Source organism: Enterococcus sp. C65 (assembly GCF_040887165.1).
Lineage (GTDB): Bacteria > Bacillota > Bacilli > Lactobacillales > Enterococcaceae > Enterococcus_B > Enterococcus_B hirae.
Genome location: NZ_JBFOFG010000001.1, coordinates 117,086 through 131,491 on the forward strand (window position 1 = coordinate 117,086; position 14,406 = coordinate 131,491).

The window sequence follows — 14,406 nt, forward strand, 5'->3', positions numbered from 1 at the left end:
AGGTTTTTTTGTGAGATTAAATGCAAATTTTTTGAAAATTAAAAAATGGAAAGCGAAATTGATCAATAGATGCATAAATATAGGATTTGTGATTAGAAATTAGTTATTTATTGACGGATATAAATGTGTATAGTATCATTTTTTTGTAATCTAATGTTAATCAAAAGCGCTTTTATATAAAAAAAGAATGGTTATAGAGGAGGGGAATATGAAAAAAAGTACAAAATGGGTTGTTTTATCGCTCTTTATTCTTTGTGCTAGTATTGTCCCAGTCAATGACTTTGATGCACAAGAAAATTCTGAGAATAGTGTAAATCTCCATGACAATGTGCAAACGAGCACAAGTGATGAGTACTCCGTTTCCTTTGAGACAACTACGGAAGAATCCCATGAAGATGTCAATAATCAAGTCACCGAAGCATCAACAAGCAGCGAAGAAACAAAACAAGTGTTAGCAGAAAACGCTGAACTGTCCGACGAAATTGGTGCAATTAGTCCTTTGGTTGGAGAAGGAACATTAGAAAGTCCTTATACTGCAGCAACAGCAGATGAATTAATTAGGGTAATGAGTGAGATCAATAATGATTCAGGTTCGGGAACCTATTATGTTGCTTTGACAGCAGACATCGTGTATACAGATGCGGATGTTTTTGAGTTTTATAAAAATGTCGAGATCGATGGTCAAAATCATCATATGCTATATACCAACGCTTCCAACTCAACCGCTTCGAATACTGGCTATCGAGTGAAGATTAGTGGATTAAGAATCAAATTGAAAAACATGAATTTTGGAAGCGCGACACTAACTGATGAAAATGGCGTTATCTATGGCAACCAATCTTACTACGGGATCTTAGGGGCTGGAAGTTTATCTGTCCTCTCATTTGACGCGGTTTTTGAAAACGTCAATTATTATGGCAAGACCGGGGCGCAACCACTTCTAGCTTGGCATACAGAATCCACCTTCACCTTTGAGGGGAAAAATGAATTTGTCAGTGAAGCAGGAGCAAACAGCGAAGAGTTCATGGAAGGAAACAACATTACATTTGCGAAAGATTCGACGACGATTATCAACCACCAAACGAGTACGAATCTCGCTTTGTTTTATGGTTCAGCTTCTGGCGGATCGGGTGATCGGAAAATACGAGTCACTCTTGAAGAAAATGCGAATGTGCAATTGACATCAAGCAAAGATTATTTTTCTTATGATGGGACAGGATTAATTTTTACGATTGGTCAAAATGCTGAATTTTTGTATGAACAAACAGGTAACAAGCCAATGAATTTTACGAATGGTCAAGCAGCAGAAATCAATTTTGGCGCTAATTCACAAACTTCAATGATCAGCCAAGGCAGATTCAATTCAAATGGAAATGTTGTAATGAATGCGGATGAGCCCGATTTTGTTCGTTTTCAAAATACTTCTAATACCAACGGCTTGTTTGCTAGAAATATGACATTTAACCGGATCGATGGAGTAGCAGGAGAAATAGGAGGCTATCAATTTAGCTATTTAGCAACTGATCAAAGTTTACAAAAAAAGGAAGTAGTAGGAGCTGGTACAGCTACATTAAATGACAGTTACTTTACAAATACAGCTCTAAAACAAGCAATCTATCAAAAAAAAATCAATATTACCGATTGGAAAGCACAGCCGAGTGTAGCGGTCGGACAAAGTCAATTAGACACTACGATCAATGCTTATGAGCCAGCCAGTCGGATAGGAAAGGCAACGACGTTTAAATTAAGTACGAAACAACTTTGGAGTGAAACCAATTTAACGACTGAGGAAGCACAACAACAAGTTGAGCTTGCTGATGAAAATACAGATGGGATGATCGCAGTCGAAGAAACCGCGGGAATGACATGGACAAAAGAAAAACTACCAGCTGGAACTTATTTTGTCTATACAAAAATAGCTGGTGCCGTCAACGATGATCCCGAACTTCAAGCCTATTTAACTGAAAGCCTTTGGGTAGAACAACAGGTGGAAGTAGTCAAAAGTCCATTAAGTGTGGAAGTACCTTTAGAAATGATATTTGAATCGAAAACAGAAGGTGCATTCGACACGGCATCTTCGACCAAACCAATCATTAGTTCGAGTAACTATCCCATTGATTTTACGATTGGCACGGTTCAAGATCTTACAGCTGATTCATCAGTTGTGCTAGTCAATCAATTTTCTGGCGGAAATCATAACGAGTTGATTCTTAATCTTGTTGCCACTGATGGGACAACGATGGGACCGTTGGTTGTCGGGCAAAATAATGTGGACAGATTGGAAATTGTCCCTTTTTTAACAGAACCAATTGAACTTTATTTAGCTGGAGAATTTTCAGGAAACATTTTACAAAAATATTATCCTAGTTATGCCTTTACTTATCAACTATCAGCTAAAGAATAAAGGAGAAAAGCAATGGAAGAAACAAAACGGAAAAAACAAAAACAGGTACTACTCATTCTACTAGGATTATTGTTGTTGCTAAGTGGCTGGCTAGTGTACCGCTATTATCTTCAAGCAAAACCAGAGCCCGTTACTATTGTTAGTGGCGAATTTTTACCCGCTGGGAAAGATGCCCAAAAAATCTCTGACTCTGAAAAGAAAAAAATTGCGCAGGTTGCAGTAGATAAAAGCAAATTCAATTTAGTTATCTCACCTGAAGCGAAAATCGATCGACAAACAGGGAGCGGCGAATTGATGATAAAAAATCCCAGTGAAAATGGCTATCCGATCAATGTAGAAATTAGAGAAAAAAAGAACAATCAACTTGTTTATACTTCCGGTGCGATTCAGCCCGGGTATGAAATAAAAAATGTCACGTTGGAACAGGCATTAGAAAAGGGGGAGTATCCATCAGTTGCTTTATTTAGTTTGTATGACCCAGACACCAACGAAAAAAAAGGTCAAGTGGCTGCAGGAGTTACATTAACAGTTGAATAAAAAATAAAAGGGGTTTATTGATATGATGAAAAAAGTACTTGTAAGTATGTTGTTTAGTGGGAGTTTTGTTGGATTTGTTGCGCCCGCAATGGTTCAAGCGGAAGACGTGATTGGTGTTGACCAAGCCGATATTCAAATCAATGGTACGATTGGATTAGATAACACAGATCCAGAAGAAGCGATTGAGGAAAGTCATGACAATTGGATCAATGTGACATTAGATACAGCGACCATTTTCTATAACGTAAGCGGGCGAAATGATATTGAATCTCCAACCTATAATATTGAAAATAAATCGGGACGTCCAGTTGATGTATCCATTGCAGATTTCGCGCAAACAAATGCCGAAAGTATCACAGAAATTTCTAGTCTAAATCTTGTTTCTCCAGCAGCAACGAACACTTCCTTGATCGCCGCAGGAACACTCACAGATTTTGCGACGACACCAGTCAAACTCTTTACATTAGCAAACAATGAAGGAAAACTAACTGCAAATGGTACCGCAAATAATGCTTTTTCAACCACCTTCAACTATGCTGGAACAGTATCTTCTACCACAGCAACCAAGAGTACACCAACGTTCAATTTGACGTTGCAATTAGATGCTGTATCTTGGACAGCAGCGCCTTAAACTGATTAAAAAAGTTAGAAGGGATAATATGAAGGCAACACTTGACGTAAAAGGATCACTTGGAATTGATGCCGAACTGCCAAATGACCAGCAAGAAAGTGCAGGGGCTCAAAAACCAGGTTATGTGATTAAAACAGAAGTAAAAACGATGAGTACCTTCCCCAAAACAACGGACACAGACAGTTTAATGATTAGTTTCTTGGGAATATTCCTTGTAGGAGTAACAATTACAGTGAAGTATTTTTGGGGAAATAAAGAAAGAGAATAAAATGAAAAGTTTTTTTAAAGATAAAGATACTGGTTGTATTTCCCTATAAAATAAAAATTTGCTCTTACCACTAGCATACTGGCTAATCGTAAGAGCAAATTTTTATTGCCTAAAAGGCTTGTTTCGTCGTTAAAATCGAAGAGCGAGCAACAATCGTTTTCCGTACGCTTGAAAGATGACGTTCATCGGTTAAGATGACTAAAATGTCGCCAACATTCATGATTGTATCCCCATGAGTTAAAATCTCTTTATTTCCTCTAATAATGGAAACGAGTAACATATGTTTTGGCCAATTGAAATCTCTGACCATTCGTCCATCCAATGTACTTTCCGCAGTGATTGGAAAATCAAAGGTTGTTTTGCCGACTAATATTGGTTGTTTTTCTTGTTGAATCAATCGCTCGAGTAAAGATTCGTAAATCGGATTGCCTCCTAATAAATCATTGCTAACGTAAGCGAAGAGTGAAACGACACCTAAAGGCATCAAATGATTCAAAGAACCGACCATCTCCGTTACTAAGATAATTGCAGTCAACGGGGCTTTTCCGATTGCTGTAAAGTAACCTGCCATTGCAATCACGAGAAAGTCTTTGACATAAATCGGATTCATACCAACTAAGTTCACTAAAGCCCCTCCATAAAATGCTCCAATCAGCGCACCTAAAGTTAGGATTGGTAAAAAAATCCCGCCCGGTAAACTGGCGCCATATGAAACCATAGAAAAGAAAAACCGTAAGATAAATAGACCTGCAATCAATGTTAATGGGTAAAAGGCATGTCCTGAAGTGATGATGATCTGGTTTCCGCCCCCTAGGATTGTTGGCCAAAAATAGCCAATCGGCAAAACTAAAAGAAAAGGAACGATTCCGTGAAAGTGTGCAGGAATTGGCAGCTTTCGATAAAATTTTGGTAAGCTAAGCAAAACGATCTGATAAATATACCCTAGCACACCGAGAATAATACCTAGAATAATTAAAAAACCATAATATTTTAACGGTAAAGACGGAATTTTTCCTAGAGACAATACAGGTTTCAAACCGAAAAAATAAAGTGACACAAAATTAGCAGTGATCGCTGATGTAAAGGATGTCAGCCAAACTAATGGAGAGAAAGAATGATGGATTTCTTCTAAAACAAATAATAACCCAGCAATCGGTGCATTAAATGCTGCTGCTAATCCCGCACTCGCTCCGCTAGAGATAAGAATTTTCTTTTCAGCTGAAGAGCTGTTTAATAATTGGCTTGTTCCTTCACCCACCACTGCGCCTAACTGGATTGATGGACCTTCTCGACCTAAGAATAAACCGGAACCAACCGATAACACGCCTCCAATAAATTTTTTCCATAGAACAGAAAACCATGAGACTGTTAATTCTCCTTGTAATTGTCCTTCAACTTGGGGAATGCCGCTTCCTTTAATATCGGGATCGCTTTTGATAAGAAATCCCACAAAAATAGCAATAATAATTGAAGCTGCTAAGATAAATGCTAAATATAAAGGTTCTTGTTGACTATGAAGGTAAACTTGTTCGGTCAATTCACCAAATTTCTCAATTGCCAAGCGAAAAATGCTAACGATACCGCCAGTGAGCAACCCAACTAAGACCCCTTTTAAAATATAATATAGTTGTGTTTTGTCGACATGTTTAAATAATGTTTTTGCTTTCATTGCTAATCCCTCGTTTCAATTTAATTTAGCGTGATTTTTTCTTTTTTACAAGAGGAAAAGAAAAGAAATTTTTTTTCATTGCAAATTCATCGCTTTGCATACAAATTTTCATTTCGCTTGCAGTAATCAGATTGCGGTTATTACTACCCTATTCATAGATAATATATGCTTTAATGAAAGCTGGGGAAATGCTATAATTAAACGGATTGATAAAAGAAAGGATGTTGTAAATGTCATCCAAAAGTGAATTATTGAATGGGATGAATCCTCGACAAAAAGAAGCGGTTCTTCATACCGAGGGACCACTATTATTGATGGCCGGTGCAGGTAGTGGGAAAACGAGGGTCTTGACCCACCGAATTGCTTATTTGATTGAAGAAAAGGAAGTAAATCCGTGGAACATCCTAGCGATTACTTTTACCAATAAAGCCGCTAAAGAGATGAAGGAGCGGGTAAATGCCATTTTAGAATATGGTGGCGAAGATGTTTGGGTGTCGACTTTCCATTCCATGTGTGTGCGTATCTTAAGAAGAGATGTCGATTTTATCGGTTACAACCGAAATTTTACTATTATCGATTCTTCTGAACAGTTGTCTTTAATGAAACGTATCTTAAAAGAATTGAATATTGATCCGAAAAAATACGATCCAAGAAGTATACTTGGAACGATTTCGCAAGCAAAAAACAACTTGCAAAACCCTCAGGAGTTTGCCAAGTTGCAAGGAAGTTACTATGAAGAAATTGCAGCTAAGTGTTATGTAGCTTATCAAAAAGAATTACAATATAACCAATGTATGGATTTTGATGACTTGATTATGAATACCATTCGGTTATTTGAAGAGCATCCTGATTCTTTGACTTATTATCAAAATAAATTCCATTACATCCATGTGGATGAATACCAAGACACGAACCATGCACAATATACTTTAGTTAATCTACTCGCCCAAAGATTCCAAAATTTATGTGTTGTGGGGGATGCTGATCAAAGTATTTACGGTTGGCGTGGCGCTGATATGCAAAATATTTTGGATTTTGAAAAAGATTATCCGAATGCCACAGTCATTTTATTAGAGCAAAACTACCGTTCGACTAAAACAATTTTAAGTGCTGCCAACCAAGTGATCGAAAATAATAGCAATCGAAAGCCGAAAAATCTTTGGACAGAAAACCGGGAAGGAAATAAAATCACTTACTACCGTGCAGATAACGAGCGAGATGAAACACGTTTCATCGTGGATCGTATGCAAGAGCAAATTCGTGAAAATCAACGGAATTATGGCGATTTTGCGATTTTGTATCGAACTAATGCTCAGTCTCGTGTGATGGAAGAAACCTTACTAAAAGCGAATATTCCTTATAAAATGGTGGGCGGACATAAGTTCTACGACCGTAAAGAAATTAAGGATATTTTAGCGTATTTGAATGTGATTGCGAATCCTCAAGACTCAATCAGTTTTGAACGGATCGTTAATTCGCCTAAACGCGGGATCGGACCTGGCTCAATCGAGAAATTAAGAAGTTTTGCGACGATCCACCAATGGCCACTCCTTGAAGCGGCGCAAAATGTTGATTTAACTAACATTGGTGGAAAAGCCGGTCAACAATTAGCAGTTTTTGGCGATATGATCAATGACGTCACACAAATGGTTCCCTATCTAACAGTGACCGAACTGACAAAAGAAATCTTAGAACGTAGTGGGTATCTAGAGGACTTAAAAATTCAAAATACTTTAGAATCACAAGCAAGAATCGAAAACTTGGAAGAATTTTTAACCGTTACTCAAGAATTTGATAAACAATTTGAAAAACAAAATGAAGAAAATGCGGATGCACCAGAAGAAAAATTGACTGTATTTTTAAATGACTTGGCCTTAGTTTCAGACATCGATAATTTAGAAGAAGAAACTACCCAAGTGACATTGATGACTTTGCATGCCGCAAAAGGTCTTGAATTTCCAGTCGTCTTTCTGATTGGTTTGGAAGAAGGAGTTTTCCCATTGTCACGAGCCTTGATGGAAGAAAGCGAATTGGAAGAAGAACGAAGACTTGCTTATGTCGGGATCACGAGAGCAGAAGAAGCACTCTACCTGACCAATGCTTTTTCCCGTACCTTATATGGCAGGACGCAATATAATCGACCTTCTCGCTTTGTAGAAGAAATCGATCAAGAATTATTAGAAGTCCAAGGCATGCGGCCAACGCCAAAACAAACGAGTCCTTTTACGAGCAGAACAGCTAAACCAGCCTACAAACAACCAGTAACAACTGTTGTTTCTTCAAAAACAGCAACTGGTGGAGAAAGCAATAGCTGGAAAGCAGGCGATAAAGTCAACCATAAAAAATGGGGGATCGGAACAGTGGTAAGGGTAAATGGTACTGCCAAAGATTTAGAATTGGACGTGGCATTTCCTAGTCAAGGTGTGAAACGGTTGTTAGCAGCATTTGCGCCAATTGAAAAAGTTTAAACAGGGGGGATAAACGATGGAACATGAAATGACAATTGATGAAGCTGCAAAACGAGCAGAAGAACTACGATCTCGGTTAAATCGTTGGTCCAGAGAATATTATGTTGAAGATAAACCAACTGTCGAAGATTATGTTTATGATCAAGAATATGCTGAATTAGTAGCAATTGAAGAGCAATATCCTGATTTAATCACTTCGGATTCACCAACTCAGCGAGTAGGGGGGAAAGTTCTCAGTGGGTTTGAAAAAGTGACTCATGATATTCCGCTTTATAGTTTGAATGACGTATTTAGCAAAGACGAACTCTTTGCCTTTGATCAACGTGTCCAAAAAGCGATTGGTCGCCCTGTTGATTACTGCTGTGAGTTAAAAATTGATGGTTTATCGGTTTCCTTACGCTATGAAAATGGCGAATTTGTTCGTGGTGCAACAAGAGGAGATGGGACGGTTGGCGAAAATATCACAGAAAATCTAAAAACAGTTCGTTCTGTCCCATTGAAGTTGAAAGATGCTATCAGTATCGAAGTCCGCGGCGAATGTTTTATGCCCAAAAAATCATTTGTGCAATTAAATCAAGCAAGAGAAGCAGAAGGAAAAGATATTTTTGCAAATCCTCGAAATGCAGCTGCAGGATCACTGAGACAACTGGACTCTAAAATTACTGCAAAACGTAATTTGGATACTTTTTTATATACGGTAGCGGATTTTGGACCGATGAAAGCAACAACCCAATATGATGCTTTAGAAGAATTAGAACAGATCGGTTTCCATACGAATCACGAAAAGCGTTTGTGTCATTCGATTGATGAAGTTTGGTCATTTATTGAAGAATACCATGAAAAACGAATGGACTTAACCTATGAAATTGATGGAATCGTCATCAAAGTGAATGAATTTTCTTTACAGGACCAATTAGGTTTTACTGTCAAAGCACCTCGTTGGGCAACAGCGTATAAATTCCCACCGGAAGAAGTAGAAACGAAGATCGAAGAAATCGAATGGACAGTTGGGCGGACTGGTGTTGTGACACCTACAGCGATTATGACTCCGGTACGAGTGGCTGGGACGACAGTTAGTCGAGCAAGTCTGCATAACGGTGATTACATCAAGTTAAAAGATATAAGGTTGCACGATATTGTTCGTATCTACAAAGCAGGAGATATTATCCCTGAAGTAGCACAAGTCGTGTTGGATCAACGACCTGCTGATAGCGAACCTTATGTTTTACCAACACATTGCCCGATCTGTCATAGTGAATTAGTTCATCTTGATGAAGAGGTTGCTCTTCGTTGTATCAATCCGAAGTGTCCAGCCCAAATCAAAGAAGGATTGAATCATTTTGTTTCACGTAACGCCATGAATATCGATGGCCTAGGACCAAGAGTATTGGCACAGATGTATGATAAACAACTAGTTACAGATGTGGCTGATCTTTACAAGCTAACGGAAGAGGAATTGCTGACGTTAGATAAAATCAAAGAAAAATCAGCCAATAATATATTGACAGCGATCCACGATAGTAAGGATAATTCGGTCGAAAGATTGATATTTGGCTTAGGGATTCGCCACGTCGGCTCCAAGGCAGCGAAGATATTAGCAGAGCATTTTGGCGATCTGGAAACATTAAGTAAAAGTGACTTTGAATCGATCATTGCGCTAGACACGATCGGCGATACGATTGCTGATAGCGTAGTGACTTATTTCAGTAATGAAGAGGTCCATGACTTGATGTCCGAACTAAAACAAGCAGGTGTCAACTTTGAGTATAAAGGGATTCGTTCTTCACAGATCGAAACGATCGAATCACCTTTTAAAGAAAAAACAGTGGTTTTAACAGGGAAATTGACTCGTTTTACGCGTGAAGAAGCAAAAGAAACCATTGAAAATCTTGGAGGTAAGGTTACTGGCAGTGTGTCTAAGAAAACCGATATCGTGGTTGCAGGCGAAGACGCTGGTAGTAAGCTGACCAAAGCACAAGAACTAGGAATCGACGTATGGTCAGAAGAAAAAATGGCAGAAGCATTAGCTGACAGTCATTTTAATTAAGAAAATCTGATTTTTTTCAGACAAATTTCAAGAAACAATTTCAGATGGGAATCACTTATGTTAAAATAGAGAGCAAAGTTTTTAACTCGTTTAGAAAGAAGGGGTAGTATGGCGATCAGTGAAGAACAAGTAAAACACGTTGCCAAATTAGCAAAACTTGCGTTCGCAGATGAAGAACTTGCAAGTTTTACTGATCAATTAGGGAAAATCATTGATATGGTGGAAATGCTTGAGGAAGTTGATACAGAAGGTGTTCCATTTACATCAAATGTGGTTGAAACAGTGAACGTTATGCGACAAGACCGAGCAAGTGCTGGTTGGGATCGCGATGAATTGTTGAGAAATGTACCAGAAAAAGAAGATGGCTTTATCAAAGTGCCAGCAATTATTGACAATGGGGAGGCTGGCGCATAATGACAAAACTATATGATCTTTCTTTAGAAGAATTGCACGCATTACTGGTTTCTAAAGAAATCACTGCACAAGATTTAACAAGAGCAACCTTTGAGCGAATCAAAGAAACTGAGCCAGAGATTGAAGCTTTTATTACATTGAATGAAGAAAAAGCTCTGGCACAAGCCAAAGCGTTAGATGAAAAAGGAATTGACGAAAATAATGTCTTAGCTGGGATTCCAATTGGGATCAAAGACAATATCGTTACCAAAGATCTGTTGACGACTGCAGCTTCCAAAATTCTTTATAATTTTGATCCTATCTATGATGCTACTGTCATGGACAAAGTGTATCAAGCAGATATGATTCCAGTTGGTAAATTGAACATGGATGAGTTTGCGATGGGAGGAAGTACAGAAACTTCTTACTTTAAGAAAACAAAAAATGCTTGGGACCATTCGAAAGTTCCTGGTGGTTCTTCTGGTGGTTCGGCTGCTGCAGTCGCTGCTGGACAAATCCCAGTTTCCTTAGGTAGTGATACAGGCGGAAGTATTCGCCAACCAGCTTCATTTAATGGAATCGTGGGAATGAAACCTACCTACGGACGTGTGTCACGTTTTGGTTTGATCGCCTTTGCCTCATCACTAGATCAAATCGGGCCAATGACTCGCAACGTGAAAGATAATGCATTAGCTTTAACAGCAATCAGTGGCTATGATGAAAAAGATGGCACATCTTCTGGTGTTTCTGTTCCTAATTTTGCCGAAGGATTAACTGGCGACATCAAGGGGATGAAGATTGCTTTACCAAAAGAATATCTTGGCGAAGGAGTCGCTCCTGGCGTAAAAGAAAACATTTTGAAAGCGGCAGAAACTTTCCGTTCATTAGGCGCAACTGTAGAAGAAGTAAGTTTGCCACATTCAAAATATGGGGTAGCAGTCTACTATATCATTGCCTCATCAGAAGCAAGTTCCAACTTACAACGTTTTGATGGTATTCGTTTCGGTTACCGTTCAGAAAATGTGAAGAACTTAGAAGATGTATATGTGAATTCACGTACTGAAGGTTTTGGCGAAGAAGTCAAACGTCGGATCATGTTGGGAACATTCTCATTAAGTGCTGGATATTATGATGCTTACTTTAAAAAAGCGGGTCAAGTTCGAACATTGATCAAACGTGATTTTGAAAAAGTCTTTGCAGACTACGATCTGATCATCGGCCCATCTTCTCCAACAGTGGCATTTGGTATCGGTGAAAACATCAATGATCCAATCACGATGTACATGAGTGACATCTTAACAATTCCTGTTAACTTAGCTGGTTTACCAGGAATGTCAGTTCCTGCGGGATTATCTGAGGATATGCCGGTTGGTTTACAAATCATTGGTAATTATTTTGATGAAAAAACAATGTACCAAGCAGCCTATGCTTTTGAACAAGCAACACAATTCCATAATCAAAAACCAGCAATTTTAGGAGGGAAAGGCGAATGAACTTTGAAACAATCATTGGGCTTGAAGTCCACGTTGAGTTAAAGACCAACTCAAAAATTTTCTCTCCAGCTCCTGCACATTTTGGAGCTGAACCAAACAGCAATACAAATGTGATCGACTGGGGATATCCTGGTGTTTTACCAGTAATGAATAAAGCAGCATTAGAATTCGGTATGCGAGCAGCACTCGCTTTGAACTGTGAAATTTCTAAAGACACACATTTTGATCGTAAAAATTATTTTTACCCAGATAATCCAAAAGCTTACCAAATCTCACAATTTGATCAACCCATTGGGCATGACGGTTGGATCGAGATCGAAGTTGAAGGTAAGAAAAAGAAAATACGGATCGAACGAGTTCACTTAGAAGAAGATGCTGGTAAGAACATGCATGGTATTGGTGGCTATTCTTACGTTGACTTAAACCGTCAAGGGACACCATTGATCGAGATCGTTTCTGAAGCTGATATGCGTTCACCAGAAGAAGCCTATGCTTATCTAGAAGCATTGCGTTCAATCATCCAATTTACTGAAGTTAGTGATGTGAAAATGGAAGAAGGTTCTATGCGCTGTGATGCCAATATTTCTTTACGACCTTATGGACAGGAAGAATTTGGAACAAAAGCAGAGTTGAAAAACTTAAACTCCCTTTCATTTGTTAAAAAAGGTCTAGCCTTCGAAGAAAAACGTCAAGCAAAAGTCTTACTTTCTGGTGGAGAAATCCAACAAGAGACACGACGTTTTGACGAAACAACTAATAAAACAATTTTGATGCGTGTCAAAGAAGGTTCTAGCGATTATCGTTATTTCCCTGAACCTGATATTCCTAAATTTATGATTGACGATGAATGGATCCAAAAAGTGAAAGCAAGCTTGCCGGAAATGCCTGCTTCTCGTCGTCAACGTTATATCCAAGAATTAGGGTTACCTGAGTATGATGCAATGGTTCTAACTCTATCAAAAGAAATGTCTGACTTCTTTGAAGCGACTTTAGAGAATGGTGCGGATGCAAAACAGGCATCTAACTGGTTAATGGGTGAAGTATCTGCTTACTTGAACAGTGAGAAACTAGAATTAGCTCAAACGAACTTGACTCCTGAAAATCTAGCAGGCATGATTCGTCTGATTGCAGATGGTACGATTAGTTCTAAGATTGCGAAAAAAGTATTCCGAGAATTGATCACAAATGGTGGCGACGCACAAGATGTTGTTGAAAAAAATGGTTGGGTTCAGTTGTCTGATCCAAGCAAACTATTACCAATTATCAACGAAATCTTAGATAATAACCAACAATCAGTAGATGACTTCAAAAACGGAAAAGATCGTGCGGTTGGTTTCTTAGTAGGACAAATTATGAAAGCAACTAAAGGTCAAGCCAATCCGGGTGTCGTTAATAAACTGTTGCAAGAAGAATTAGCAAAACGCTAGGAGTAGATCATGAAAAAAGCTCGTGTTATTTATAATCCAACTTCTGGCAAAGAATTGTTGAAAAAAAATCTAGCGGATATCCTCCAAGCCTTGGAGGATTCTGGCTATGAAGCAAGTGCGTATGCGACAACACCAGAAAAAAATTCTGCCAAAAATGAAGCAAGAAGAGCAGCAGAAAATGGATTTGATCTGGTGGTAGCTGCGGGAGGCGATGGGACAATCAATGAGGTTGTTAACGGTATTGCACCGCTTGAGCATCGTCCTAAAATGGCGATTATCCCAGCAGGTACTACTAACGATTACGCACGTGCGTTAAAGATTCCACGGGATGATATCAAAGCCGCTGCTGAAGTTATCAAGAAGAATCAGACGGTTAAGATGGATATCGGTCAAACGGAAGATAGCTACTTTATCAACATCGCTGCGGGTGGTTATTTAACGGAGTTAACTTATGAAGTTCCTTCAGAACTAAAGAGTATTTTCGGCTATTTGGCATATTTAGCTAAAGGTGCAGAGATGCTGCCTCGAGTGAAACCAATCAAAATGCGCTTGAAATATGATGAAGGAGAATACATCGGGAATGCCTCTATGTTCTTTTTAGGACTCACTAATTCAGTCGGCGGGTTCGAAAAGATTGCTCCTGATGCCAAGCTAGACGATGGTAAATTTTCATTAATTATTGTCAAAACAGCGAATATTTTTGAAATTTTGCATATCGCAGCCTTGATGTTGAATGGTGGGCGCCATGTAGATGATTCTCGAGTGATTTATACGAAAACCAGCAGTTTGTATGTCGAAACAGAAGACGATATCAACCGACCGGTCATGATCAACTTAGACGGCGAATATGGTGGAAATGCACCTATGCACTTCCAAAACCTTCATCAACATATTGAATTTTATGCAAACATCGACCAAATTCCAGATGAAGCAATTACTGGTTCCGAAGAGGAGTTAGAAGAGGTCAGCAAAGAATTTGTCAAAGAAGTTGAGCGTTTGACTGATGAAGACATAGATGGTGACGGCAAGATTGCAGATAAAGAAAAATGACGTAAAGGGTGGGACAAAT

General features: G+C 38.7%; 11 protein-coding genes. 10 read left to right on the forward strand and 1 reads right to left on the reverse strand.

Annotation, left to right across the window (positions count from 1 at the left end; translation table 11 throughout):
• Positions 1–208 precede the first annotated feature (208 nt).
• Genes AB3I12_RS00465 through AB3I12_RS00480 form a run of 4 tightly spaced genes read left to right on the forward strand, consistent with a single transcriptional unit; the run spans position 209 to position 3,840 of the window.
• Positions 209–2,404, forward strand: coding sequence for a hypothetical protein (locus AB3I12_RS00465; RefSeq protein WP_063627214.1), 2,196 nt, complete (start codon positions 209–211; stop codon positions 2,402–2,404).
• A 12-nt stretch (positions 2,405–2,416) separates the two neighbouring features.
• On the forward strand, positions 2,417–2,941 hold the full coding sequence (locus AB3I12_RS00470; RefSeq protein ID WP_010718977.1) for a hypothetical protein: 525 nt from the start codon (positions 2,417–2,419) through the stop codon (positions 2,939–2,941).
• 22 nt (positions 2,942–2,963) lie between these two features.
• On the forward strand, positions 2,964–3,572 hold the full coding sequence (locus tag AB3I12_RS00475; RefSeq protein WP_010718978.1) for a hypothetical protein: 609 nt from the start codon (positions 2,964–2,966) through the stop codon (positions 3,570–3,572).
• Positions 3,573–3,600: 28 nt separating this feature from the next.
• Complete coding sequence (locus tag AB3I12_RS00480) at positions 3,601–3,840, forward strand: hypothetical protein (RefSeq protein ID WP_010718979.1); 240 nt, start codon at positions 3,601–3,603, stop codon at positions 3,838–3,840.
• A gap of 109 nt (positions 3,841–3,949) precedes the next feature.
• On the opposite strand, the gene AB3I12_RS00485 is transcribed toward AB3I12_RS00480, so the two are convergent.
• Positions 3,950–5,509 (reverse strand): ClC family H(+)/Cl(-) exchange transporter, encoded by a 1,560-nt coding sequence (locus AB3I12_RS00485; RefSeq protein WP_010737720.1) that lies wholly within the window; start codon positions 5,507–5,509, stop codon positions 3,950–3,952.
• A gap of 230 nt (positions 5,510–5,739) precedes the next feature.
• Between AB3I12_RS00485 and pcrA the strand changes: the two genes are divergently transcribed.
• From pcrA to AB3I12_RS00515, 6 genes are all read left to right on the forward strand, one after another.
• Positions 5,740–7,977, forward strand: a complete 2,238-nt coding sequence (gene pcrA / locus AB3I12_RS00490) for a DNA helicase PcrA (RefSeq protein WP_063627213.1) — start codon at positions 5,740–5,742, stop codon at positions 7,975–7,977.
• A 16-nt stretch (positions 7,978–7,993) separates the two neighbouring features.
• A complete protein-coding gene (gene ligA / locus AB3I12_RS00495) occupies positions 7,994–10,024 on the forward strand; it encodes an NAD-dependent DNA ligase LigA (protein ID WP_063627212.1) in 2,031 nt (676 codons plus the stop codon).
• Between the two features lie 108 nt (positions 10,025–10,132).
• Positions 10,133–10,438: an Asp-tRNA(Asn)/Glu-tRNA(Gln) amidotransferase subunit GatC gene (gene gatC / locus AB3I12_RS00500; RefSeq protein ID WP_010718983.1), complete on the forward strand. Its 306-nt coding sequence runs from the start codon at positions 10,133–10,135 to the stop codon at positions 10,436–10,438.
• The gene (gene gatA, locus AB3I12_RS00505) at positions 10,438–11,910 is read left to right on the forward strand and encodes an Asp-tRNA(Asn)/Glu-tRNA(Gln) amidotransferase subunit GatA (protein WP_034867021.1); all 1,473 of its coding nucleotides are present in this window, start codon (positions 10,438–10,440) and stop codon (positions 11,908–11,910) included. The genes gatC and gatA overlap by 1 nt, the downstream gene beginning before the upstream one ends.
• Positions 11,907–13,337, forward strand: a complete 1,431-nt coding sequence (gene gatB / locus AB3I12_RS00510) for an Asp-tRNA(Asn)/Glu-tRNA(Gln) amidotransferase subunit GatB (protein WP_010737716.1) — start codon at positions 11,907–11,909, stop codon at positions 13,335–13,337. Before gatA ends, gatB begins: the two co-directional genes overlap by 4 nt.
• Before the next feature lie 9 nt (positions 13,338–13,346).
• Positions 13,347–14,387: a diacylglycerol kinase gene (locus AB3I12_RS00515; protein ID WP_010718986.1), complete on the forward strand. Its 1,041-nt coding sequence runs from the start codon at positions 13,347–13,349 to the stop codon at positions 14,385–14,387.
• Positions 14,388–14,406: the final 19 nt, after the last annotated feature.